Raw genomic sequence first — 23,048 nt, forward strand, 5'->3', positions numbered from 1 at the left:
GGAGGGGACAACGAGATGGCGCGACAGCGGCGGCAGACAGTGGCCAGGAGCGGCGCGGCGATCGCGGGGACGGCGGCCGCCGCCGTCCTGCTGCCGGTGGTGCTGGCGGGCAGTGCCTCGGCGCACGTGCCGACCTGGAAGGTCACCTGCGACACGATCGTGGTCGACCTGACCAACTACAGCACCGAAGCGGGCATCAAGAACGCCGTCAGCCTGAGCATCGACGGCGTGAAGGTGCTCGACCAGAAGGAGTTCGGCAAGGAGTTCCACCAGACCTTCCCGGTGGCCGCGCACAGCGCGCCGGTCGACGCCGTCCTCGTGGTGACCACCACCGAGGACCCGAAGAACACGGACTGGAACAAGACCGAGACCAAGACGATCCCGGTCTGCGCGACCCCGACGCCCACCCCGACTCCCACGCCCACCCCGACGCCGACCCCGACCCCGACCCCGACGCCGACTCCCACGCCGACCCCGACGCCGACGCCGACGCTCACCCCGACCCCGACGCCGACGCCCAGCCGTACGGCGACGCCGACCCCGACGCCCACGCCGACCCGGACGGCGACGCCCACCCCCAGCCGTACCGCGACGCCGACCCCGACCGCCACGCACACCCCGGTCGCGCCGGCGCTCGCGCAGACCGGTAGCAGCGACGCCACCCCGGTCATCGCGGCCGTCGGCGGCGGTGTCGTGGTGCTCGGCGGCGCGCTCCTGCTGCTCACCCGCCGCCGTCGCGGCAACAGCGAGGGCTGAGCCGGAGCACCGGACAGCGACGACGGCCCCCGGCTCACTGGATGAGCCGGGGGCCGTCGTCGTACCGGGGGTGCGGCGCGGCCGCTACTCCCAGCGGAAGAAGCGCGCGGCGGCCGCGAGAGCGGCCACCGCCCAGGCCGCGAGGATGCCGAGGTCGGCCCAGGGCGTGCCGGCGCCGGTCTGCAGGACCGAGCGGAGGCCGTCCGAGAGGGCGGCGATCGGCAGCAGCTCCAGGGCGGACTGGACGGCGGCGGGGAACTTCGAGAGCGGGACGACCACCCCGCCGGCCAGCAGCAGCAGGACGAACACCAGGTTGGCGGCGGCCAGCGTCGCCTCCGCGCGCAGCGTGCCGGCCATCAGCAGTCCGAGCCCGGAGAACGCCGCCGTGCCGAGCACCAGCAGCGCGGCGACGGCGAGCACGTTGCCCTGCGGGGACCAGCCGAGGGCCAGCGCGATCACCGACAGCAGCGCCACCTGGAGCGCCTCGGTGACCAGCACGCAGCCGGTCTTCGCGGTGAGCAGCGCCCAGCGGGGGAGCGGGCTGGCGCCCAGGCGCTTCAGCACGCCGTAGCGGCGCTCGAAGCCGGTGGCGATGGCCTGGCCGGTGAAGGCGGTGGACATCACCGCGAGCGCGAGCAGCCCCGGGGCGAGGAAGTCGACCCGCTTGCCGGGCCCCTCGACGGCGACGACGTCCACCGCGGAGAAGAGCACCAGCAGCACCGTCGGGATGACCACGGTGAGCAGCAGCTGCTCACCGTTGCGCAGCAGCATCCGGGTCTCGAACGCGGTCTGCGCGAGCAGCATCCGGCCGACCGGCGCGGCACCGGGCTTCGGGGCGTAGTCGGTGGTCGTCATGAACGCAGGTCCCGTCCGGTCAGGTCGAGGAAGACGTCTTCGAGGCCGCGGCGCTGCACCGCGAGCCGTTCGGGCAGGATCCCGCCGGCCGCGCACCAGGCGGTGACGGTGGCCAGCAGCTGCGGGTCGACCGGCGCCTCGACGCGGTAGCTGCCGGGGGAGGTCTCGGCGGCGGTGGCGCCCTCGGGGAGTTCCTTGAGCAGGACGGTGAGGTCGAGCCCGGGCGGGGCGTCGAAGCGCACGGTGGACTCGGCGCCGCCGCGGCAGAGCTCGTCCGGGCTGCCCTCGGCGATCACCTTGCCGCGGTCGACGATCGCGACCCGGTCGGCGAGCTGCTCGGCCTCCTCCATGTGGTGGGTGGTGACCACCACGGTGACGCCGTCCCGGCGCAGGTCGCGGACCAGCTCCCAGGTGGCGCGGCGGGCCTGCGGGTCGAGGCCCGCGGTGGGCTCGTCCAGGAAGACCAGTTCGGGGCGGCCGACCACGGCCATCGCCAGCGCGAGCCGCTGCTGCTGGCCGCCGGAGAGCCGGCGGTAGGTGGTGCGGCCGCAGGAGCCGAGGCCGAGCCGCTCGACCAGCGCGTCGACGTCCAGCGGGTGGGCGTGCAGCTTCGCGGTGTGCCGGAGCATCTCGACGGCGCGGGCGCCCGCGTAGACACCGCCGGACTGCAGCATCACGCCGATCCGGGGGCGCAGCTCGGCGCCCCGGGTGACCGGGTCGAGACCGAGGACGCGCACGGTGCCGGCGTCCGGACGGCGGTAGCCCTCGCAGGTCTCGATGGTGGTGGTCTTGCCGGCGCCGTTGGGGCCGAGGACGGCGGTCACGGCGCCGCGCGCGATGCTGAGGTCGAGACCGTCCACCGCGGGCTTGTCCCCGTAGCGCTTGACCAGCCCGGTGATCTGGACCGCGGGTTCGGATTGCATACGGGTGAGTCTAAGAGGCCCCAACAGGCCGTTCGGTCACTGGGCTTGATCATTTCATCCGCAGGTCAGGTAAGGCTTACCTGCGTGACAGATGCCACGGGTGAGGCCTGGATCACGGCTTGTCCTGTCGGAAGTAATTACGCAACACTGGTGTTGTGAAAAACATGCGCGAGCACGCCACGCAGCAGGAGGCCGAGTCGGCCCCCGGCTGCGCCGTGCCCGCGACGGCGGCCGAGGTGCTGCTGGACGGCCACCGCGCCACCCGCGACCGGGTCGCCCGCTCGATCCTGGACCACGGCCCCTCCTCCGCCGCCGACCTGGCGAGCCGGCTCGGCCTCACCGCCGCGGCCGTCCGCCGTCACCTGGACGGACTGGCCGCCGCCGGGCTGGTCGAGTCCCGCGAGCAGCGGGTCTACGGCAGCCGCGGCCGGGGCCGCCCGGCCAAGGTCTTCGCCCTCACCGACGCCGGTCGTGACGCCTTCTACCAGGAGTACGACCAGCTCGCCGCCGACGCCCTGCGCTGGATCTCGGACTCGGTGGGCGGCGGCAAGGCCGGCGAGGAGGCGGTCGCCGCCTTCGCCCGGGCCCGGTTCGGCCGGCAGGCCGAGAAGTACCTGGAGGCCCTGCGCACCACCGGGGCGGCGGAGCGCACCGAGGCCCTCGCCCAGGCCCTGAGCGCCGACGGGTACGCTGCCACGGTGCGGCGGGTCCCGTCGGCCGCGGCGAAGGCCCCGGCGGGCGCCCAGCTCTGCCAGCACCACTGCCCGGTCGCGCACATCGCCGAGCAGTTCCCGCAGCTCTGCGAGGCGGAGACCGAGGTCTTCTCCCAGCTGCTGGGCACCCATGTGCAACGGCTGGCCACCATCGCCCACGGCGACGGGGTCTGCACCACCTATGTGCCGGCACCCGGTGCCGCATCGTCGCCCGCCCTGCGCTCCGCCGCGGGCCGGGACACCGGTGCAGCGCCGACTGCCGGTACGTCCACCGAAGATTCAGCGTCCGCGCGTTAGGAAGCCCGCATGACTGACACCGTTTCGCACCCCGAGCTCGAAGGCCTCGGCACTTACGAGTACGGCTGGGCCGACCCGGACGTGGCCGGCGCCGCCGCCAAGCGCGGACTGAACGAGGACGTCGTCCGCGACATCTCGGCCAAGAAGAACGAGTCCGAGTGGATGCTGAACCTGCGTCTCAAGGGCCTCAAGCTGTTCGGGAAGAAGCCCATGCCGACCTGGGGCTCCGACCTGTCCGGCATCGACTTCGACAACATCAAGTACTTCGTCCGCTCCACCGAGAAGCAGGCCGAGTCCTGGGAGGACCTGCCGGCGGACATCAAGGCGACGTACGACAAGCTCGGCATCCCGGAGGCGGAGAAGCAGCGCCTGGTCGCCGGTGTCGCCGCCCAGTACGAGTCCGAGGTCGTCTACCACCAGATCCGCGAGGACCTGGAGGAGCAGGGCGTCATCTTCCTGGACACCGACACCGCGCTGCGCGAGCACCCGGAGCTGTTCAAGGAGTACTTCGGCACCGTCATCCCGGCCGGCGACAACAAGTTCGCCGCGCTGAACACGGCCGTCTGGTCCGGCGGCTCCTTCATCTACGTGCCGAAGGGCGTGCACGTCGACATCCCGCTGCAGGCCTACTTCCGGATCAACACCGAGAACATGGGCCAGTTCGAGCGGACGCTGATCATCGTCGACGAGGACGCCTACGTCCACTACGTCGAGGGCTGCACCGCGCCGATCTACTCCTCCGACTCGCTGCACTCGGCGGTCGTGGAGATCATCGTCAAGAAGGGCGGCCGCTGCCGCTACACGACCATCCAGAACTGGTCGAACAACGTCTACAACCTGGTCACCAAGCGCGCCGTGGCGTACGAGGGCGCGACCATGGAGTGGATCGACGGCAACATCGGCTCCAAGGTCACCATGAAGTACCCGGCCGTCTACCTGATGGGCGAGCACGCCAAGGGCGAGACCCTGTCCATCGCCTTCGCCGGCGAGGGCCAGCACCAGGACGCCGGCGCCAAGATGGTCCACATGGCGCCGAACACCTCCTCCAACATCGTCTCCAAGTCGGTGGCCCGGGGCGGCGGCCGCACCTCCTACCGCGGTCTGATCGAGATCGGCGAGGGCTCCAAGGGCGCCAAGTCCAACGTGCTCTGCGACGCGCTGCTGGTCGACACGATCTCGCGCTCGGACACCTACCCCTACGTGGACGTCCGCGAGGACGACGTGTCCATGGGCCACGAGGCGACCGTCTCCAAGGTCAGCGAGGACCAGCTCTTCTACCTGATGAGCCGCGGCATGACCGAGTTCGAGGCCATGGCGATGATCGTCCGCGGCTTCGTCGAGCCCATCGCGCGCGAGCTGCCGATGGAGTACGCGCTGGAGCTGAACCGGCTGATCGAGCTGCAGATGGAGGGCTCCGTCGGCTGACCCCCGGCCGCCCCGCCGTCCATCGACATTTTTTTGAGGAAGAGAGCACAACGAACAGCCATGGCTGACACGCCTTTGAATGCCGCTGCGAACAACACCGGCTCCACCACCGCCGGTTCGATCGAGGTCGGCACCGCCGGCGCCGGCGCCCAGCTGGCCGGCCCCGGCACCGGCCGGGACAGCGTCCGGCAGCCGATCGACGCCCGCGTCGCGGTCGAGCCCTCCTTCGACGTCGCGGACTTCCCGGTGCCCACCGGCCGCGAGGAGGACTGGCGGTTCACCCCGCTGCACCGCCTGGCCGGCCTGCACGACGGCACGGCCGCCGCGGACGCCGAGAAGATCGCCGCGGGCGTCGACAAGGTCGAGCTGAGCCTGCCCGAGGGCGTCACCGCCGAGACCGTCGGCCGTGACGACGCCCGCCTCGGCAAGGCCGGCAAGCCGGTCGACCGGGTCGCCGCGCAGGCGTTCAGCGCCTTCGAGCAGGCGCTCGTGGTCACCGTTCCCAAGGAGACGGTGCTCACCGAGCCGGTGCGGATCGACGTGCACGGCGAGGGCGGCGTCCGCTTCGCCCACGTGGTCATCGACGTCAAGCCGTTCGCCGAGGCCGTCGTGGTGCTGGGCCACACCGGCACCGGCGCCCGGGCCGCCAACGTCGAGCTGCTGATCGGCGACGGTGCCAAGCTCACCTTCGTCTCCGTCCAGGACTGGGACCGCGACGCGGTGCACGCCGCCCAGCAGACCGCGCTGATCGGCCGCGACGCCTCGCTGAAGTCCGTCGTCGTCACCTTCGGCGGTGACGTCGTCCGCCTGCACCCGCGCGTGAACTACGCCGCGCCCGGCGGCGAGGCCGAGCTGTTCGGCCTCTACTTCGCCGACGCCGGCCAGCACCTGGAGCACCGGCTGGTCATCGACCACGACACGCCGCACTGCCGCTCCAACGTCGTCTACAAGGGCGCGCTGCAGGGCCAGGACGCGCACGCCGTGTGGATCGGCGACGTGCTGATCCGCGCCGCGGCCGAGGGCACCGACACCTACGAGCACAACCGCAACCTGGTGCTCACCGACGGCGCCCGGGTCGACTCCGTGCCGAACCTGGAGATCGAGACCGGCGAGATCGTCGGCGCCGGCCACGCCTCCGCGACCGGCCGCTTCGACGACGAGCAGCTCTTCTACCTGCAGGCCCGCGGCATCCCGGCCGACGAGGCCCGCCGCCTGGTGGTGCGCGGCTTCTTCGCCGAGCTGGTCCAGCAGATCGGCGTCGCCGAGATCCAGGACCAGCTCATGGAGAAGATCGAGGCCGAGCTGGAATCGGCGGTCTGACACCCATGAGCTTCCTTCGCGCCTGCGCGCTGAGCGAACTGGCTGAGGACGTGCCCAAGCGCGTCGACCTCAACGGTGTCCCGGTCGCCGTCGTCCGCACCGACGAGGGGGTGTTCGCGATCAACGACATCTGCTCGCACGCGAACGTCTCGCTCTCCGAGGGCGAGGTCGAGGACTGCATGATCGAGTGCTGGCTGCACGGCTCCAGCTTCGACCTGCGCACCGGCAAGCCCTCCGGCCTGCCCGCCACCAAGCCGGTCGCTGTCTACCCCGTAAAGATCGAAGGGGACGATGTGCTCGTCTCCGTCAACCAGGAGTCCTGAGTACACATGGCTACCCTTGAAATCCGCGACCTGCACGTCTCCGTCGAAGCCGAGAACGGCCCCCGGGAGATCCTGAAGGGCGTCGACCTGACCGTGAAGCAGGGCGAGACCCACGCCATCATGGGTCCGAACGGCTCCGGCAAGTCCACCCTCGCCTACTCGCTGGCCGGCCACCCCAAGTACACCGTCACCGGCGGCTCCGTCCTGCTGGACGGCGAGGACGTGCTGGAGATGTCCGTCGACGAGCGCGCCCGGGCCGGCGTCTTCCTGGCCATGCAGTACCCGGTCGAGGTCCCCGGCGTCTCGGTCTCCAACTTCCTGCGCACCGCCGCCACCGCCGTCCGCGGCGAGGCCCCCAAGCTGCGCACCTGGGTGAAGGAGGTCAAGGAGGCGATGGCCGCCCTCCAGATGGACCCGGCCTTCGCCGAGCGCAACGTCAACGAGGGCTTCTCCGGCGGTGAGAAGAAGCGCCACGAGATCCTCCAGCTGGAGCTGCTCAAGCCGAGGATCGCGATCCTCGACGAGACCGACTCCGGCCTGGACGTCGACGCGCTGCGGGTCGTCTCCGAGGGCATCAACCGCGTGCGCTCGACCGGCGAGGTGGGCACCCTGCTGGTCACCCACTACACCCGCATCCTGCGGTACATCAAGCCCGACCAGGTCCACGTCTTCGCGGGCGGCCGCATCGTCGAGTCCGGCGGTGCCGAGCTGGCCGACAAGCTGGAGGAGGAGGGCTACGAGGCCTACGTGAAGGGTGGCGCGTCCGAGTGACCCAGACGCACGAGTCGCACGGGCCGGCGATCCTGCCGGGCCTGCTCGACACCGACGCGATCCGCAAGGACTTCCCGGTCCTGCAGCGCCTGCTGCACGACGGCAAGCCGCTCGTCTACCTGGACAACGCGGCCACCTCGCAGAAGCCCCGCCAGGTGCTCGACGCGCTGAACGCGTACTACGAGCGGCACAACGCCAACGTCCACCGCGGCGTGCACGTGCTCGCCGAGGAGGCCACGGCGCTCTACGAGGGCGCCCGTGACAAGGTCGCGGCGTTCATCAACGCGCCGAGCCGCGACGAGGTGGTCTTCACCAAGAACGCCTCCGAGTCGCTCAACCTGGTCGCCAACATGCTGACCTGGGCGGACGAGCCGTACCGGGTGGACGCCGAGTCCGAGATCGTCATCACGGAGATGGAGCACCACTCCAACATCGTTCCGTGGCAGCTGCTCTCGCAGCGCACCGGCGCGAAGCTGAAGTGGTTCGGGCTGACCGACGAGGGCCGGCTCGACCTCTCCAACATCGACGAGCTGATCACCGAGAAGACCAAGGTGGTCTCCTTCACCCTGGTCTCCAACCTGCTCGGCACGGTCAACCCGGTCGAGGCCATCGTGCGCAAGGCGCAGGACGTCGGCGCGCTGGTCGTGATCGACGCCTCGCAGGCCGCGCCGCACATGGTGCTGGACGTCCAGGCGCTGGAGGCCGACTTCGTCGCCTTCACCGGCCACAAGATGCTGGCCCCGACCGGCATCGGCGTGCTCTGGGGCCGCCAGGAGCTGCTGGAGGACCTCCCGCCGTTCCTCGGCGGCGGCGAGATGATCGAGACCGTCACCATGGGCTCGTCCACCTACGCGCCGGCGCCGCACAAGTTCGAGGCCGGCACCCCGCCGATCGCCCAGGCGGTCGGGCTCGGCGCGGCCATCGACTACCTGTCCGGCATCGGCATGGAGCGGATCGCCGCCCACGAGCACGCCATCACCGCGTACGCGGTCGAGCGGCTGCTGGAGGTCCCGGACCTGCGGATCATCGGCCCGCGCACGGCCGTCGACCGCGGCGCGGCGATCTCGTTCACGCTGGGGGACATCCACCCGCACGACGTGGGCCAGGTGCTCGACGAGCAGGGCATCGCGGTGCGCGTCGGTCACCACTGCGCGCGGCCGGTCTGCCTGCGGTACGGAATTCCGGCGACCACGCGGGCGTCGTTCTACCTGTACTCGACGCCGGGCGAGGTCGACGCGCTGATCGACGGCCTGCACCACGTCCGGAACTTCTTCGGCTGAGGGGACTGGGCACGCGACCATGAAGCTCGACTCGATGTACCAGGACATCATCCTGGACCACTACCGCAACCCGCACGGCAAGGGTCTGCGCGACGGTGACGCCGAGGTGCACCACGTCAACCCGACCTGCGGCGACGAGATCACCCTGCGGGTGAAGCTCGACGGCGCCACCGTCGCGGACGTCTCCTACGAGTCCCAGGGCTGTTCGATCAGCCAGGCCAGCGCCTCGGTGCTGAACGACCTGGTGGTCGGCAAGACCGTGGGCGAGGCGCAGGCGGTCCAGGAGGCCTTCCTGGAGCTGATGCAGAGCAAGGGCCAGGCCGAGGGCGACGAGGAGGTGCTGGAGGACGCCGTCGCGTTCGCCGGCGTCTCCAAGTACCCGGCCCGGGTCAAGTGCGCCCTGCTCAGCTGGATGGCCTGGAAGGACGCCACCGCCAAGGCCCTCGCCGAGCACCCCGCCGTCACCGACTGAGGACACCACATGAGCGACGAAACCACCTCCCCCGCGGAGGAGACGCCCTCCGGCCCGGTCGGCACCAGCGCCGGAACCGTCTCCGTCGAGGACCTGACCGAGGCCCTGATGGACGTCGTCGACCCCGAACTGGGCATCGACGTCGTCAACCTCGGCCTGATCTACGGCGTCCACATCGACGAGTCCGACGTGGCCACCATCGACATGACCCTCACCTCGGCGGCCTGCCCGCTGACCGACGTGATCGAGGACCAGGCCAAGACCGCCACCGACGGCCTGGTCCAGGACCTGCGCATCAACTGGGTCTGGATGCCGCCGTGGGGCCCCGACAAGATCACCGATGACGGCCGCGAGCAGCTGCGCGCCCTCGGCTTCAACGTCTGAGGCCGCCGCCGATCGTCACCCCGCTGCCGCGCGGTTCCTCCCTCCGGGGAAGGGGCCGCGCGGCAGCGGCGTTCTCGCCCCCAGCAGGGCGGCACGTGCGCGTGCGACACCCCTGGCCGTCACGCAAGCGCCGCCCCCGACCGCCTCGGGCCGTCCACCGAGGCCCGCGCAGGCCCGGCAGATCCCCGGTGCGGGCACCGGATCGTGGCACCTGCCGCACAACGTGCGCCTCACTGCGGAGCGTCCCGTCGGGCAGCCGGACCTTCTCGACCCGGTAGTACCCGGCGTCGGTGAGCTCCTTCAAGGCCTTGCGCACGGCCCCACGCCCCTGCGGACTGGTGTCGGCCATGTGACGCCCGTCCCCCCGCCACCCATCGGGCCGGGAGAGCAGATCCGCGAGCAGACCGCGGGCGGTGTAGCTCAACTTCCGGTATTGCAACACGGAGTTGGGCAACACGGTGAAGTTGCGCGCGTGGGCGCTACGATGGACACGCATGGGAGTGTCAGCTCCTTTTGCCGGACCCCGGGGTGTTCCAGCACCGCCGGGGTCGCATTTTTCTCTTTGCACACGGAACGTACCACGCTATTTGACGCAGCGTGAGGTATTCGTGACTATCTGATAGGATTCAAGGCTCCCCGGCTCGGCGACTCCCGCCACCGCTGCCCCATGACTGCCCTTAAGGGGACGGCGTGATCGTGCGCTGGAGAAGCTACTCGCTGACCATGCCGAGCACGGCCCCACCGGTGTCCGTGCATCGCCAAGGGTGCGGACTCGATCTTCGCCGACGCGGTGCTCTCGCTGGGCGGTCGACTGGTCGCCGTGGTCCCGTCGGCCGACTACCGCCGGACCAAGGTCAAGCCGGCACACGCAGCCGAGTTCGACCGTCTTCACCAGGCCGCCGCCGAGGTTGTCGTCATGCCGTTCGCCGAGGCCGACCGCGAGGCTTACGAAGCCGCCAACAACGAGCTGCTGCGCCGTGCTGACCACTTGTTCGCCGTGTGGGACGGCAGGCCCGGCAACGGGCGCGGGGGGACCGCTGACACTGCCGGTGCAGCCCGTGCAGCCCAGCTACCTGTGACGATCGTGTGGCCCGAGGGTGCCACCCGTACAAGCTGACGGAGCCGTCAGCTGGCCGCGAGCCTGGCCGCCCCGAAACGGATGCTTCGGGGCGGCCGTGCTTGTGACTACCTGACGGCGGTGAGGTCCCCGCGGGCGACGGCCGAGCGGAGGACCAAGGCGATCTCCTGCGGCAGGAGGTTGACCGCGTCGAGGGCCCCGGTGGTCAGCGGGATCTCCTCCAGGAGGTACTCGCCCCGCCCTTCCTGGCTGAACTCGGGACCGCTGCGGTCCTCGAAGCTCCACTCCTCGATGGTGGCGAGGTAGAAGTCCTGGCGCTCGCCCTCGCCCTCCATGGTGTGGAGCAGGCCGACGATCCGTGCCTCGCCCCCGACCTCCTCCCGCACCTCCCGCAACAGCGCCTCCTCGGGCCCCGGATCGGTCGCCTCGACCTTCCCCCCGACGATCACCCAGTACGGGTCGACGCCGGGGCGGATGCGCTTGATCAGCAGCATGGTGCCATGTGGAGTGAGGAGGACGGCCCGGACTCGGTGTTGCATGGTGCCTTCTTCCTTAGCGGGGCGGGTTCCTTCTGCTCATCGAACCAGAGGATTTGGGGTACTGGGTGTCGGCCGCGTGCCGGTGCACGCGGCCGACCCGAAACGCAGGCAGAGGCGCTGCGCTACGGGCGGCCACCCATCGGCGTCGCCGCCGTGGCCGTTTGATTTCGAGATCGGCACTGAGAGGTGGAGGTCCTCTCCGGGCGGCACGCGGCCAGGCCTCGGGTGGGCACCCGGGGGCGGGCATGCCGAGGCGCGGAAGCGCCGCTGCCCGGGACTTCGGAGGAAGTCCCGGGCAGCGGCGTTTGCCGTGCGAGGAGGTCAGGTGGTGCGGGGGCGCTTGGCTACGGCGATGGCGAGGGCGGTGCAGAGGAGGGCGGCGAGGAGGGTGAAGCCGCTGGTGGCGGGGAGGAGGCCGTAGGTCTGGACGAGGGCGCCGACGGCGACGATGGGGAGGGAGGAGCCGAGGTAGATGATGATCCACAGCGAGCTCAGCTCGGAGCCCCTCCGTTCGGGGTTCATCGCGGCGGCGGCGGTGGTGAACAGGGAGCGGAAGGCGATGCCCTGGCAGGCGCCGCCGAGGACGCTGCCGATGAACAGCAGGGCCGGGGTGCCGGTGTACTGGGCGGTGACGACCAGGGCAAGGCCGGCGGCCAGGCCGGCCATGCCGAGGGCGATCACCAGGCGGTCGGCGGTCGGCGGGACGAGCAGCTGGGCGACGGCCGAGGAGCCGAGCAGCAGGGCCGCGACCACGGCGCCGATCAGCTTGGAGTCGGTGTGCAGCAGCTTGGCGGCGAAGGCCGGGGCCAGGCTGAGGTAGACGCCGAAGACCGCGTAGGAGACGAACCCGGCCGCGGCGGCGAGCAGGAACTCCCGGCGGCCGGTGCGCGGCAGCCGCAGGCGCTGCGGGCGCAGGTGGGCCGGGGTGGTGATGCGCGGCGGGGCGGCCGGCGGGCGGTTGCGGCCGGGCATCCTCGGGTGGACGAGGGCGAGTGGCACGCAGAGGGCGAGCAGGGCGATCGCGTGCAGCAGGAAGGGCGTCGGCAGCGGGTCGGCGCCGCCGGCCAGCAGGGCGCCGACCACCGGGCCGAGTGCGACGCCGCCGGCGGAACAGGCCAGCGTGATCTTGGCGGCCCGGGTCGGGTGGTCCGGCATCAGGTCGCCCAGGGCGGCCCCGGCGGCGCCGGTGGACAGGCCCACCGCGATGCCCTGGACGGCCCGGCCGGCCGCGAGCTGCCAGAAGCTGCCGGAGGTCGCGAACACGACGTCGCCGACGGCGGACAGCGCGACGGCGGGCAGGATCAGGGCGCGTCGGCCGAGGTGGTCGGACCAGTGGCCGACCACGGCCAGCACCGGGACCAGCGCGAACACGTAGAACGCGAAGAGGATCGTGGTGTCCAGCGCGGTGAGGTGCAGCTGTTGCTGGAGGAGCGAGTAGATCGGCGTGGCCAGGTTGGCGCCGATCAGCATGAGCAGCAGGGCGGCGGCGACGAGGCCGACGCGTACTCCGCGCAGCGCGTTCCAGCGGCTGATCGCGGCGAGCCGGAGCTGGGCGCGGGGCGCGAGCTCCAGGGGAAGCAGGGCCTCCGACAGTCGGCGTCCGTCGAGCTGCGCGGTGCGCAGGCCGGAGCCGGCGGGGGAGAGGTCCGCCATGGCAGGGGTCTCCTGTGGCCGGGCGCCACCCGGGTCGGCGGGGTGTGCCGGCGCGCCCGTCCTGGCGGCGCTGTGGTGGTGGCCTCGGTGCGGGCTCCCTGGTGGAGCGGGTGAGCTGAGAGGGGGGGCTACGTTGCCCGTCGGCGCGCGCGGGGTTGTGCGCGGTACCGACTTCGAAGGATAAGGGGTGGGCGCACGGTCGCGGCGCGCGCCCCTGGAGGCCGGGCGTCCGGGGTGCCCGGCCTATACGCTGAGGTGGTGGACCGGTGACGCGGAGGTGATGATCCCCGCGGCCGGACCGGCTGACCGCTCGGCGTAGGGAGAACGCGCAACGATGGCCGCACGACGTCGTAGGAACGCCGACACCCCGGCGGGTGGGCCGGGCGAGGGCGCGGTGCTGCCCGCCGACCTGGAGCTGCAGGATCTGTACGGGGCGTTCGCCGCGCACGGGCTGGACGACGACGACCTGGACGACGCGGCCGTGCTGGTGCCGCCGGTCGTCCTGCCGTCCGAGCCGGAGCTGGCCGATCGGGCGAAGGCCGTCCCGATGTTCGGGTGGGCGCTGAAGCTGGCCCGCTGGACGGCGCCGCACCGCGCGGTGGACGAGTTCGGCGACCTCACCGGCCCGGACCGGGCCCCGGCCGCCCGGCTGCTGGGCCTGGCCCCCGAGGAGGGGGACGCGCCGGAGGAGGCGGTGGTCGAGGCGATGCGCGCCTGGTCGCTGGCCTGCGACCTGGACCTGGTCGAGATCGGCACCACGGCGGCCGGCGAGCACGTCGCGATCCCCGGTCCGGACCTGGAGCCGGCCGAGGAGGGGGACCCCGAGACCGTCCTGGAGCTGTGGCTGACGGCCGCCGGGATCGTCCGCGAGCTGGCGGTGGAGGCGGACTCCCAGGAGCTGGAGGCGGAGGCCGGGGAGCAGGCGGAGGAAGAGGACGTCGACGGCCTGAACGAGGTCGAGGACGCCCGCGACGAGGCCGCCGAGCTGCTCGACGAGGCGCTGCAGGTGCTGTACGAGACCACCGCCTTCGCCGAGCCGGGCAACGAGACGGTGCCGCTGGGCGTGCTGGCGGCGCTGCTGGTGGTCCCGGAGGGCGAGGAGCCGAGCGACGAGCTGCTCGGCGACATCACCGATGTGATGGTCGCCCTGGACCCGATGCTCGCCGACCTCGCCGAGCTGGGCGTGCTGGAGTACCGTCCGATCGACCCGGAGCTCTTCGACGAGGAGGAGGAAGGGGAGGACGAGCGGCCGGCGCAGGCCGAGCCGGCCGAGCTGGACGAGGCGGAGTCCGCCCGGTTCGGGCTGGTCCGGCTCACCCCGCTGGGCCAGTACGGGATCCGGCAGTGGCTGCTGGAGGACGGCTACGACGCGCCGCTGGTCGGGGACCTGGCCCGGGGCGACGCCGCCGAGCTGCTGCGCGGGGTCAGCGAGGCCGCCAACGTGCTGCCCGAGGAGGAGCTGAAGGTCTGGGTCGCCGACCGGGAGCCGGTGGCGGCGGCGCGCGAGCTGCTGGCGGCGGCGCGCGGCAGCGACGCGTACGCCCCGATGCGGCGGCTGCTCTGCCACTCGGCGCTGACCCTGCTCGGCGCGTCCGCCGAGCCGTCCGTCCGCGAGGTGCTGGACGACCCGGAGCTGGGCGGCGGCGCGCGGGCCTGGCTGGTCGCGCTCGGCGCGGCGGACGTGCCGGTGCCGGACCGGGCGATGGCGCTGTGGACGGTGGTGGACGCCTTCGCGGCCCAGCTGCTGGACACCGGCGGCGATCCGGACCAGCTGCGCGACCTGGTCGCCGAGCTGCCGGTGACGGACGACCCGGTGGGCTACTTCGGCGAGCTGTGGCGGGTCGAGCACCCGTACACGGCGGACGTGCTGGAGGCGGTCGGCGAGCTGCACCCGGACCGGGCGGTGGCCAAGGAGGCCCGCAAGGCGGCGTTCAAGGCCCGTTCCCAGGGCTGAGCCGCCGCCCCGCGCCCAGCGACGCCCGTTACTGCGGGAGGTCGAGCGAGCCGTCCTCGGTGAAGGCGAAGAACGGGTTGTGGGCCAGCTCCCAGAGGTGGCCGTCCGGGTCCTCGAAGTACCCGGAGTAGCCGCCCCAGTCGGTCGCACCCGGGGGCCTGACCACGACGGCGCCGGCCGCCACCGCCGTCTCCAGGGCGGCGTCCACCAGGGCCGGGGACTCCAGGTTCACGGCGAGGGTGACGCCGCGGAACGCCGGTTCGCCGGCGGACGGCACGCCCGCGTCGGCGGCCAGCGCGTCGTGCGGGAAGAGGCCGAGCACCGAGTCGGCGGTGCGGAACCAGACGATCTCCGGGCTGGAGGCGGCCGAGCGGTGCCAGCCCAGCGCCTCGTAGAAGCGGGCGCTGCGGTCGAGGTCGGCCACCCCGAGGGTGACGATGCTGAGCCGGGCGGGGAAGGGCGTGGTCGCTGTCATGCCCGCCAGCGTAGGGAGCGCGACCGACAACGGCGCCCCGGGCGGGGCCGTCCGGTGGGGCGGCCGATCGGCCCGTCGGGCAAAGGGCTTGATGACCCGGCAGTTCGGGCCACGTATCGTTGCCCGGGTGCCGAGGGCACGGCGAGGACGGCGAGTGCAGGGGGTGCGGCGCGGGATGACGCGGGCGAGCGGAGCGGGCCGGGACGGCCGGTACGGGGACGGTGCGGGGACGGTGCACCCGGAGCCGTACGACCGCCCGGGGGAGCACCCGGACGGCCCCCCGGAGGAGTACCCGGCCGGAGACCTGGAGGAGTTCCTCGCCGTTCAGGAGGGACTCGCCCGCCGCACCCTCGCCGCGGCCGACTTCCCGGTGTACGGCGTCGCCCCCGTGCCGGGCCTGGGCGGCGGCGCGCTGGTCGGCTACGGGTCGGACGGCGCCGGCGCGGCGGTCGCCGGGCCGCCGGCCGGAACGGGAGCGGAGGCCGGGTGGGCCGCGCCCGGCTGGATCGAGGTCGGCTTCGGCGACTGGGCCTCGCCGCAGGGCCCCTACGTCACCGTGCGCACCCACCGGCCCGGCGCCGACCGGTTCGAGCCGCTGCCCGAGCTGGAGGACGTCGTCGAGGACGAGCGCGACCGGGTCTACGAGCAGCTCGGCGTCGACGAGGGCGACACGCCCGGCCGGGTCAGGGCGCTGCGCGAGTGGATCACCGTCGACGGCGAGACCCGCGCGGTGGAGGTGCACGAGGACCGGCGCGGCCTGTGGTCCGGCGCGGCGCTGCCCGGCTGTCCGGTCAGCGGCGGCGAGCCGGTCTGGGCGGGCCGGTTCCGGGTGGACGGGCTGACCGTCACGGTCTGCGGGCGCGGGGTGTCGCCGGGCGGCGTCGAGCTGGTGCGGATCCGCGACCACGAGCGCTGCCTGGGCGGCCGTACTGAGCTGCTGCGCGAGCTGGCCGTCCGCCGGGGCCGGTACCTGCCGGTGGAGCAGCGCGAACTCGCCCCGGTCTCCGGACTGGAGGCGCACCGGGCGGTGATCGCGCACGGCATCAGCGGGGCCGCCGCCCTGGAGGCGCGGCTGCGCTCCGGCCGCCCGCTCCGGCCGCCCCGCGGGGCACGGGCGGAGGCGGAGGCGCTGCGCCGGGAGGCGGCGGTGCGCCAGCAGATGCGGCTCGCCTCGGAGACCAGGGCGGAGGCGGCCGAGGCGGTGGCCTCGATGGTCGAACAACTCTGCCGGCTCTCCCAGCTGACGCACTGGGTGGTGGGCACGCCGGAGGGCGACGCCGCGGTGGAGGAGTCGATCCGGTACACGGTGTTCGCCAGCGAGGTGGCGAGCCTGCCGGCGCAGCGCGCCTGGCAGCAGGTCCGGCGCGGGGAGCGCGGGGAGCACGGGATGGGCGAGCAGCTGTGGCTGGCGGCCTGGGAGCAGTGGCGGGCGGCGCGCGCCGGACGGTGAGCCGGCGGCCGGGCGCCGGGGGCGTGACGCCGGCCGGCGGTGGCCTCGGGTGGGCCGAACGGAGGGTGACGGTGGCCCCACCGGCGGTGTGACCTGTGGTGACCAGGCAAAAGATGTGTCATGGGTTCGCATAAGGTCGGCCAATGACCACTCGGACGAGGTGTCCGCTTCACTCGGCGTTCACCGGGCGGGCAGAGTCTGCTGGGCGTCGACGACCAGCCTCGACACCTCTCATGCCACGCACCGGGCTCCGCCCCGGTCGGCGGCCCACCCCTCAGGAGTGACTGCCATGTCGCTGTCCCGCCGGGACTTCGTCAACCGTTCCACCCTCGTCGGGGCCGGCGTTCTGATCGCCGGCAGCGCCGAGGCCCTGGCCACCGCGCCGGGTGCGATCGCCGCCCCGGCCGGTGGCGAGGCTCCGGTCGCCGAGGCCGCCGCGGCCGAGCGCGTCGCCGTCGGCTACGGCCAGCTGGTCGCCGACCCGGAGGGCCTGCTGGCCCTGCCCAAGGGCTTCAAGTACAAGGTCCTGAACCGCGCCGGCGTCAGCAAGCTGCGCACCGGCGAGTTCACCCCGAGCAACCACGACGGCACCTCGGCGTTCGAGGACGAGCGCGGCGGCAACCTGCTGGTCGTCAACCACGAGCTGTCCGGCGCCCGCGCCAACTGGCCGAACCCGGTCCCGCTGACCGAGGGCCACGTCTACGACCCGGGCGCGGCCGGCGGCTGCACCATCGTGCACGCCAAGGCCAACGGCAAGGTCGAGCAGTGGGTCGGCATCGCCGGCACCGCCACCAACTGCGCCGGTGGCATCACCCCGTGGGGCACCTGGCTGTCCGGCGAGGAGACCGAGGACAAGGCCGGCAAGAACGGCTTCACCAAGGACCACGGCTACGTCTTCGAGGTCGACCCGTTCGACGACGACTACAACCGCGACCCGCAGCCGGTGAAGGCCTTCGGCCGCTTCGCCCACGAGGCCGTCGTCGTCGACCCGAAGCGCGGCCACGTCTACCTGACCGAGGACGCCTCCAACCCCAACGGCCTGCTGTTCCGCTGGACCCCGGAGGCCGGCTTCAAGCACGGCCGCTACAAGCTGCGCAAGCTGGCCGCCGACGCCGGCGTGTTCGAGGCCTTCAAGGTCTTCGACGCCCAGGGCAAGTTCATCGACGACCTGTCGCGCGCCACCAAGGTCGGCACCACCTACGGCGTGGACTGGGTCAAGGTCCAGGACCGCGACGCCAGGACCGTCTCCATCCGCAAGCAGTTCAAGGACGGCGAGGTCACCCGCGCCCGCAAGCTGGAGGGCATGTGGTGGGGTGACGGCGGCTTCTACTTCGTCTCCAGCTACGCCCGCGCGGAGAGCCCCGGCGCCGCCCACGACGGCCAGGTCTGGTTCTACAACCCGACCCGCCGCACCATCACCCTGAAGGTCCTGCTGGGCGTCAACACCGACGTCTGGGGCGACCACGACAACTTCGACGGCCCGGACAACATCACCGTCTCGCCCTACGGCGGCATCGTGATCGCCGAGGACGGCGAGGGCGTCTCGCACCTGTTCGGCGCCACCGACGAGGGCCTGACCTTCCCGATCGCCCGCAACGAGCTCAACATCGGCACCGCCGAGAAGCCCGAGTTCAGCGAGTTCACCGGCGTCACCTTCTCGGACGACGGCAAGACCCTCTTCGCCAACATCCAGACCCCGGGCATCCAGCTGGCCATCACCGGCCCGTGGCACCGCCTGAACGAGCACAAGCGCGGCCAGGGCTACGGCGCCTGAGCCTGATCACCGGAAGGGGCCCGTTCCTCGGAGCGGGCCCCTTCCGCGTGCCCGGGCGCCTGTCGCGTGCCGGGGCTCAGGGCTCGGCGGGCAGCCGCAGCTGCAGCATGGCGAGCAGCCGCTGCTGCGGCTGGGCGAGGTCGATGCCGGTCAGCTGCTCGGCCCGGCGGACCCGGTAGCGCAGGGTGTTCGGGTGGATGTGCAGGGCGTCCGCCGCGACCCGGACCTCGCCGAGCGCGTCCAGCCAGGCCAGCACCGACTCGGCGAGCCGGGTGCCGTGCCGCCGGTCGTACTCGGCGAGCGCGGTGAGCCGCGGGTCGCGCAGGCCGCCGCGCTCCTGGAGCAGTGCCAGGATCTCGCTGACCAGCACCTCGGCCTGGACGTCGATCAGCGCCGCGACCTCCAGCTCCACCCCGCCGCGGCCCATCGCGTCCAGGATCCGGTCCGCCTGGGCGCGTGACTCGGGCACCAGGGCGAGGCCGTCCACCGTCGAGCCGATCGCGGCGCGCAGCGGGACGCCCAGGTGGTCCCGGGCCGCCTCGACCACCTCCTGCGCCCAGCCGCGCACGGTGGCCATCGGCAGGTTGGCGGGCAGCTCGGGCAGCAGGACGTAGACCCGGGACTCGATCGGCGCGAGCAGCGCGGCGCGGTGCCGGGCCGCCGTGTGCACCGAGATCAGGCCGGTCACCTCGGCCCGGGTCAGCTGCTCGGTGGTGCCCGCGCTGTACGCCAGCACGGTGGCCGGGCGGCGCAGGTCCAGGCCGAGGTGGGTGGCCAGCGACTGCGGGCCGGTGGAGCCCTCCAGCAGGCCGGTGAGCAGGGTCTGGGTCAGCCGGACGTCCGCGGACAGCTCCCGGCGCCGGCGCACCAGCTGGGCGGCGGCCACCCGGGCCGCGCCGACCAGCGCCTGCTCGGCCAGCGGCGCGAGCGGCTGGGCGCCCTCCTGCACCCAGATGGTGCCCAGCGGCTGCGCGCCGGCCCGGATGCCGATCGCCAGCCGGCGGCGCAGCCCCAGCTCCGGGTGCGGGTCGACCGCGATGGCGGTGTCCGAGCTGCGCAGGTGCTGGAAGACGCCCCACTCGCGGAGCTTGGACAGGTACGGCTCGGGGCCCTGCCAGCCGAGGATGGACAGCCGGCGCAGGTCGTCGACCTCGTCGGAGTCGGAGGAGCGGGAGTAGGCGAGCACCCGGCTGGAGGTGTCCTCGATCGAGACGATGCCGTTGGTGAGGACGGCGACGGTCTGGGCGAGCGAGAAGAGGTCGCCGGCGTTGTGCTCGGCGGTGCCGGGCGTGTCCGGTGCGTCGGGCCCGGCGATGATCGCGCGGGCGAGCGAGTCCAGGTGCTCCCAGCGGGTCTCCCGGCGCACCGAGAGCAGCGCCACGCCCGCCTCGGTGGCCGACTCGCGCAGCGCGTCGGCCTGCCCGGGGGCGTCCAGCTTGACGGCCACCGCGGCGGCCCCGGCCCGGCCGGCGGCCCGCAGCGCCGGGAGCGCGGCGCGGCCGCGGGCGCCGATGGCGAGCACGAGCTCGCCGGGGGCGGCGGTCGGCGGGTCCTCGGGGTCGAGGATGGCGACGTCGCGGACCGGGACGTCCAGGCCGTGCGGCGCGGCCTGGAGCTCGACGAGCGGTTCGCCCAGGGACATCAGCAGCTGCCGGAGCGGGAGGCCGGGGGTGGTCATACGGGCCTCCTCGGGGGCGTCCGGAGGGCTGGTGCCCGAATCTTCATCCAGGCGGACAACGCCGTCCGGATGATTTTAGCCGTCCGGCCAATCAAGCGGGCCCCGGTGCAGGAATAGCGTTCGTCATGTGGCCGGCGTGCGACCCGCGCCGGCATCCCCCCGCAAGAAACGAAGGAGAGCGTGCGCTCTATGGACGCTGTGACCCAGGTCCCCGCGCCGGTGAACGAGCCGGTCCACAGCTACGCCCCGGGCAGCCCGGAACGGGCCCGTCTGGAGGCCAAGCTGAAGGAGCTGGGCGGCCAGGAGCCGGTCCAGCTGACCATGACGATCAACGGTGAGCGCCGGATGGGCGGCGGCACCGAGTTCCACGTCGTCCAGCCGCACAACCACGCGGCGAGGCTCGGCACCCTGCGCAACGCCACCCAGGCGGACGCGCAGGAGGCCATCGACACTGCCCTGGCCGCGGCCCCGGCCTGGCAGGCGCTCTCCTTCGACTCCCGCGCCGCGATCTTCCTGCGCGCCGCCGACCTGCTGGCCGGCCCCTGGCGCGAGACCCTGGCCGCCGCCACCATGCTCGGCCAGTCCAAGACCGCGCAGCAGGCCGAGATCGACACTCCCTGCGAGCTGGTCGACTTCCTGCGCTTCAACGTGCACTTCGCCCGCCAGATCATGGCCGAGCAGCCGGTCTCCTCGGACGGCGTGTGGAACCGCAGCGACCACCGCCCGCTGGAGGGCTTCGTCTACGCGATCACCCCGTTCAACTTCACCGCCATCGCCGGCAACCTGCCGACCGCCCCGGCGCTGATGGGCAACGTGGTGCTGTGGAAGCCCTCGCCGACCCAGCAGTTCTCCGCGCACCTGCTGATGCAGCTGCTGGAGGAGGCCGGCCTGCCCAAGGGCGTCATCAACATGGTGACCGGCGACGGCCTGGACGTCTCCGCCGTCGCGCTGAAGCACCCGGCGCTCGCCGGCATCCACTTCACCGGCTCCACCGCCACCTTCCAGCACCTGTGGCGCGAGGTCGGCAACAACATCTCCGGCTACCGCACCTACCCGCGGATCGTCGGCGAGACCGGCGGCAAGGACTTCCTGGTCGCCCACCCGTCCGCCGACAAGGCCGTGCTGAAGACCGCGATGACCCGCGGCGCCTTCGAGTTCCAGGGCCAGAAGTGCTCCGCCCTGTCCCGCGCCTACGTCCCGGCCTCGATCTGGGCCGAGCTGAAGGACGAGTTCCGCGACGAGGTCGAGGGCCTCACCATGGGCGACGTCACCGACCTGTCGAACTTCATGTCGGCCGTCATCGACGACCGCTCGTTCGCCAAGAACAAGGCCGCCATCGACCGCGCCCAGGCCGACCCGCAGGTCGAGGTCCTGGCCGGCGGCACCTACGACGACTCGGTCGGCTACTTCGTCCGCCCGACCGTCCTGGTCTGCGAGGACCCGGCGAGCGAGTACTTCAAGGACGAGTACTTCGGCCCGATCCTGGCCGTGTACGTCTACGAGGACGAGAAGTACGACGAGATGCTGGCGCAGATGGAGTCGGTGTCGGCCTACGGCCTGACCGGCGCGATCATCGCCCAGGACCGCGAGGCCGTCCAGCACGCGATGCTCAAGCTGCGCAACGCGGCCGGCAACTTCTACATCAACGACAAGCCGACCGGTGCGGTCGTCGGCCAGCAGCCGTTCGGCGGCGGCCGGGCCTCGGGCACCAACGACAAGGCCGGTGCCAAGCAGAACCTGGCGCGGTGGACCTCGACCCGCTCGGTCAAGGAGACCTTCGTCCCGCCGACGGACTACCGCTACCCGCACATGGGCTGAGTGCCCCGGACGACTTGGTCCCTGACGCCCCCGGTCCCGCAGCCGGCCGCGTCCCACGGGCGGCGGACCGGCCACCCCCCTCGGTCCGCCGCCCGTACTTTCTGCCACCCTTAGAAGCACCAGCTCCAGGAGTCACGATGCTCCGTTCCGCCCTCCTCGCGGCTTCCCGGTCCTCGCAGGTCCGCACCGTCGTCGAGAAGTTCCCGCCGACCCACGCGATAGTCGAGCGGTTCGTCGCCGGCGAGGCCCTCGACGACGCCGTCACCGCCTGCGACGACCTGGTCGCCACCGGCCGCAAGGTCACCCTGGACCACCTCGGCGAGGACACCCAGGACGCCGCCCAGGCCGCCGGCACCGCCGAGGCCTACGAGCACCTGCTCAAGGCGCTCAAGGAGACCGGCCTGGCCGCCGGCGCCGAGGTCTCGGTCAAGCTCTCGGCCGTCGGCCAGTTCCTCCCGGTGGACGGCGAGAAGATCGCGCTGGAGAACGCCCGCCGCATCTGCGAGGCCGCCGCCGACGCCGGCACCACGGTGACCCTCGACATGGAGGACCACACCACCACCGACTCCACCCTGGCCATCGCGCGCGAGCTGCGCGAGGACTTCCCCTGGCTGGGCGTCGTCCTGCAGGCCTACCTGCGCCGCACCGAGGCCGACTGCCGCGAGTTCTCCGGCGCCGGCTCGCGCGTGCGCCTGTGCAAGGGCGCCTACAAGGAGCCCGAGTCGGTCGCCTTCCAGGGCAAGCACGAGGTCGACCTCGCGTACGTCCGCGCGCTCAAGGTGCTGATGGCCGGCGAGGGCTACCCGATGATCGCCTCGCACGACCCCAACATGATCAAGATCGCCGGCCAGCTGGCCCAGTGGAACGGCCGCACGCGCGACTCCTTCGAGTACCAGATGCTCTTCGGCATCCGCCCCGAGGAGCAGCTGCGCCTCGCCGACGAGGGCAACACCATGCGCGTGTACCTCCCGTACGGCCAGGAGTGGTATGGCTACTTCATGCGCCGCCTCGCCGAGCGCCCGGCCAACCTCACCTTCTTCCTGCGCGCCATGGCCACCCGCGGCTGACGCGTACGAGCACACGGCGGCCCGCGCCCTCCCTCCGGAGGGC

General features: G+C 72.5%; 20 protein-coding genes and 1 pseudogene. 15 read left to right on the top strand and 6 right to left on the bottom strand.

Going from position 1 to position 23,048, the window contains the following annotated elements:
- The first annotated feature begins 15 nt into the window (after nt 1-15).
- On the top strand, nt 16-756 hold the full coding sequence (locus ABT238_RS10095; protein WP_350756424.1) for an LAETG motif-containing sortase-dependent surface protein: 741 nt from the start codon (nt 16-18) through the stop codon (nt 754-756).
- Between the two features lie 84 nt (nt 757-840).
- Here ABT238_RS10095 and ABT238_RS10100 read toward each other — a convergent pair whose 3' ends face one another.
- On the bottom strand, nt 841-1,611 hold the full coding sequence (locus ABT238_RS10100) for an ABC transporter permease (protein WP_350567555.1): 771 nt from the start codon (nt 1,609-1,611) through the stop codon (nt 841-843).
- Nucleotides 1,608-2,534 (bottom strand): ABC transporter ATP-binding protein, encoded by a 927-nt coding sequence (locus ABT238_RS10105; protein ID WP_350756426.1) that lies wholly within the window; start codon nt 2,532-2,534, stop codon nt 1,608-1,610. The genes ABT238_RS10100 and ABT238_RS10105 overlap by 4 nt, the downstream gene beginning before the upstream one ends.
- A 164-nt stretch (nt 2,535-2,698) precedes the next feature.
- Between ABT238_RS10105 and ABT238_RS10110 the strand changes: the two genes are divergently transcribed.
- From ABT238_RS10110 to ABT238_RS10150, 9 genes and pseudogenes are all read left to right on the top strand, one after another.
- Entirely contained in the window at nt 2,699-3,544 is an 846-nt protein-coding gene (locus ABT238_RS10110) for a helix-turn-helix transcriptional regulator (protein ID WP_350567559.1), read from the top strand.
- A 9-nt stretch (nt 3,545-3,553) separates the two neighbouring features.
- On the top strand, nt 3,554-4,969 hold the full coding sequence (gene sufB, locus ABT238_RS10115) for a Fe-S cluster assembly protein SufB (protein ID WP_350567561.1): 1,416 nt from the start codon (nt 3,554-3,556) through the stop codon (nt 4,967-4,969).
- 60 nt (nt 4,970-5,029) lie between these two features.
- Nucleotides 5,030-6,289 carry a Fe-S cluster assembly protein SufD gene (gene sufD, locus ABT238_RS10120; protein ID WP_350756428.1) on the top strand — a complete coding sequence of 420 codons (1,260 nt, stop codon included), beginning with the start codon at nt 5,030-5,032 and terminating at the stop codon, nt 6,287-6,289.
- Between the two features lie 5 nt (nt 6,290-6,294).
- On the top strand, nt 6,295-6,612 hold the full coding sequence (locus tag ABT238_RS10125) for a bifunctional 3-phenylpropionate/cinnamic acid dioxygenase ferredoxin subunit (RefSeq protein ID WP_344324904.1): 318 nt from the start codon (nt 6,295-6,297) through the stop codon (nt 6,610-6,612).
- A 6-nt stretch (nt 6,613-6,618) separates the two neighbouring features.
- The gene (gene sufC / locus ABT238_RS10130) at nt 6,619-7,383 is read left to right on the top strand and encodes a Fe-S cluster assembly ATPase SufC (protein WP_350567565.1); all 765 of its coding nucleotides are present in this window, start codon (nt 6,619-6,621) and stop codon (nt 7,381-7,383) included.
- A gap of 32 nt (nt 7,384-7,415) precedes the next feature.
- Nucleotides 7,416-8,663 carry a cysteine desulfurase gene (locus tag ABT238_RS10135; protein WP_502884300.1) on the top strand — a complete coding sequence of 416 codons (1,248 nt, stop codon included), beginning with the start codon at nt 7,416-7,418 and terminating at the stop codon, nt 8,661-8,663.
- 19 nt (nt 8,664-8,682) lie between these two features.
- Nucleotides 8,683-9,135, top strand: coding sequence for a Fe-S cluster assembly sulfur transfer protein SufU (gene sufU / locus ABT238_RS10140; protein ID WP_344324910.1), 453 nt, complete (start codon nt 8,683-8,685; stop codon nt 9,133-9,135).
- Between the two features lie 9 nt (nt 9,136-9,144).
- Nucleotides 9,145-9,519 carry a metal-sulfur cluster assembly factor gene (locus ABT238_RS10145; protein ID WP_350567567.1) on the top strand — a complete coding sequence of 125 codons (375 nt, stop codon included), beginning with the start codon at nt 9,145-9,147 and terminating at the stop codon, nt 9,517-9,519.
- 701 nt (nt 9,520-10,220) lie between these two features.
- Nucleotides 10,221-10,636 (top strand): annotated as a pseudogene (locus tag ABT238_RS10150) (hypothetical protein).
- Nucleotides 10,637-10,704: 68 nt separating this feature from the next.
- Here ABT238_RS10150 and ABT238_RS10155 read toward each other — a convergent pair.
- Both ABT238_RS10155 and ABT238_RS10160 read right to left on the bottom strand, forming a co-directional pair.
- Nucleotides 10,705-11,136: an NUDIX hydrolase gene (locus ABT238_RS10155; RefSeq protein WP_350756430.1), complete on the bottom strand. Its 432-nt coding sequence runs from the start codon at nt 11,134-11,136 to the stop codon at nt 10,705-10,707.
- A gap of 321 nt (nt 11,137-11,457) precedes the next feature.
- Nucleotides 11,458-12,789, bottom strand: a complete 1,332-nt coding sequence (locus ABT238_RS10160; RefSeq protein WP_350756432.1) for an MFS transporter — start codon at nt 12,787-12,789, stop codon at nt 11,458-11,460.
- Nucleotides 12,790-13,123: 334 nt separating this feature from the next.
- On the opposite strand from ABT238_RS10160, the gene ABT238_RS10165 reads away from it, so the two are divergent.
- Nucleotides 13,124-14,743 carry a hypothetical protein gene (locus ABT238_RS10165; RefSeq protein ID WP_350567573.1) on the top strand — a complete coding sequence of 540 codons (1,620 nt, stop codon included), beginning with the start codon at nt 13,124-13,126 and terminating at the stop codon, nt 14,741-14,743.
- A gap of 28 nt (nt 14,744-14,771) precedes the next feature.
- On the opposite strand, the gene ABT238_RS10170 is transcribed toward ABT238_RS10165, so the two are convergent.
- Nucleotides 14,772-15,218 carry a VOC family protein gene (locus tag ABT238_RS10170; protein ID WP_350567575.1) on the bottom strand — a complete coding sequence of 149 codons (447 nt, stop codon included), beginning with the start codon at nt 15,216-15,218 and terminating at the stop codon, nt 14,772-14,774.
- Between the two features lie 175 nt (nt 15,219-15,393).
- On the opposite strand from ABT238_RS10170, the gene ABT238_RS10175 reads away from it, so the two are divergent.
- Nucleotides 15,394-16,668, top strand: coding sequence for a hypothetical protein (locus ABT238_RS10175; protein WP_350567578.1), 1,275 nt, complete (start codon nt 15,394-15,396; stop codon nt 16,666-16,668).
- A 289-nt stretch (nt 16,669-16,957) separates the two neighbouring features.
- Nucleotides 16,958-18,442, top strand: a complete 1,485-nt coding sequence (locus ABT238_RS10180; protein WP_350567580.1) for an alkaline phosphatase PhoX — start codon at nt 16,958-16,960, stop codon at nt 18,440-18,442.
- Nucleotides 18,443-18,518: 76 nt separating this feature from the next.
- Here the strand turns inward: ABT238_RS10180 and ABT238_RS10185 are convergent, their stop codons facing one another.
- Entirely contained in the window at nt 18,519-20,120 is a 1,602-nt protein-coding gene (locus tag ABT238_RS10185; protein ID WP_350756434.1) for a PucR family transcriptional regulator, read from the bottom strand.
- Nucleotides 20,121-20,309: 189 nt separating this feature from the next.
- On the opposite strand from ABT238_RS10185, the gene pruA reads away from it, so the two are divergent.
- Together pruA and ABT238_RS10195 are read left to right on the top strand one after the other, a co-directional pair.
- Nucleotides 20,310-21,938: an L-glutamate gamma-semialdehyde dehydrogenase gene (gene pruA / locus ABT238_RS10190; protein WP_350567585.1), complete on the top strand. Its 1,629-nt coding sequence runs from the start codon at nt 20,310-20,312 to the stop codon at nt 21,936-21,938.
- A 137-nt stretch (nt 21,939-22,075) separates the two neighbouring features.
- Nucleotides 22,076-23,005 carry a proline dehydrogenase family protein gene (locus tag ABT238_RS10195; protein ID WP_350567587.1) on the top strand — a complete coding sequence of 310 codons (930 nt, stop codon included), beginning with the start codon at nt 22,076-22,078 and terminating at the stop codon, nt 23,003-23,005.
- The last annotated feature ends 43 nt before the right edge of the window (nt 23,006-23,048 follow it).

Origin of the sequence: Kitasatospora sp. NPDC001527, assembly GCF_040298605.1 — a bacterium.
In the GTDB taxonomy this organism is placed as follows: domain Bacteria; phylum Actinomycetota; class Actinomycetes; order Streptomycetales; family Streptomycetaceae; genus Kitasatospora.

Excerpts from the sequence above, each read along its gene's own strand:
- ABT238_RS10105 (WP_350756426.1), bottom strand. The coding sequence starts at position 2,534 with ATGCAATCCGAACCCGCGGTCCAGATCACCGGGCTGGTCAAGCGCTAC.
- ABT238_RS10160 (WP_350756432.1), bottom strand. The coding sequence starts at position 12,789 with ATGGCGGACCTCTCCCCCGCCGGCTCCGGCCTGCGCACCGCGCAGCTC.
- ABT238_RS10170 (WP_350567575.1), bottom strand. The coding sequence starts at position 15,218 with ATGACAGCGACCACGCCCTTCCCCGCCCGGCTCAGCATCGTCACCCTC.
- pruA (WP_350567585.1), top strand. The coding sequence starts at position 20,310 with ATGGACGCTGTGACCCAGGTCCCCGCGCCGGTGAACGAGCCGGTCCAC.
- ABT238_RS10145 (WP_350567567.1), top strand. The coding sequence starts at position 9,145 with ATGAGCGACGAAACCACCTCCCCCGCGGAGGAGACGCCCTCCGGCCCG.
- ABT238_RS10100 (WP_350567555.1), bottom strand. The coding sequence starts at position 1,611 with ATGACGACCACCGACTACGCCCCGAAGCCCGGTGCCGCGCCGGTCGGC.
- ABT238_RS10195 (WP_350567587.1), top strand. The coding sequence starts at position 22,076 with ATGCTCCGTTCCGCCCTCCTCGCGGCTTCCCGGTCCTCGCAGGTCCGC.
- ABT238_RS10165 (WP_350567573.1), top strand. The coding sequence starts at position 13,124 with ATGGCCGCACGACGTCGTAGGAACGCCGACACCCCGGCGGGTGGGCCG.
- sufU (WP_344324910.1), top strand. The coding sequence starts at position 8,683 with ATGAAGCTCGACTCGATGTACCAGGACATCATCCTGGACCACTACCGC.
- ABT238_RS10175 (WP_350567578.1), top strand. The coding sequence starts at position 15,394 with ATGACGCGGGCGAGCGGAGCGGGCCGGGACGGCCGGTACGGGGACGGT.
- sufD (WP_350756428.1), top strand. The coding sequence starts at position 5,030 with ATGGCTGACACGCCTTTGAATGCCGCTGCGAACAACACCGGCTCCACC.
- ABT238_RS10185 (WP_350756434.1), bottom strand. The coding sequence starts at position 20,120 with ATGACCACCCCCGGCCTCCCGCTCCGGCAGCTGCTGATGTCCCTGGGC.
- ABT238_RS10125 (WP_344324904.1), top strand. The coding sequence starts at position 6,295 with ATGAGCTTCCTTCGCGCCTGCGCGCTGAGCGAACTGGCTGAGGACGTG.
- sufB (WP_350567561.1), top strand. The coding sequence starts at position 3,554 with ATGACTGACACCGTTTCGCACCCCGAGCTCGAAGGCCTCGGCACTTAC.
- ABT238_RS10110 (WP_350567559.1), top strand. The coding sequence starts at position 2,699 with ATGCGCGAGCACGCCACGCAGCAGGAGGCCGAGTCGGCCCCCGGCTGC.
- sufC (WP_350567565.1), top strand. The coding sequence starts at position 6,619 with ATGGCTACCCTTGAAATCCGCGACCTGCACGTCTCCGTCGAAGCCGAG.
- ABT238_RS10095 (WP_350756424.1), top strand. The coding sequence starts at position 16 with ATGGCGCGACAGCGGCGGCAGACAGTGGCCAGGAGCGGCGCGGCGATC.
- ABT238_RS10155 (WP_350756430.1), bottom strand. The coding sequence starts at position 11,136 with ATGCAACACCGAGTCCGGGCCGTCCTCCTCACTCCACATGGCACCATG.
- ABT238_RS10180 (WP_350567580.1), top strand. The coding sequence starts at position 16,958 with ATGTCGCTGTCCCGCCGGGACTTCGTCAACCGTTCCACCCTCGTCGGG.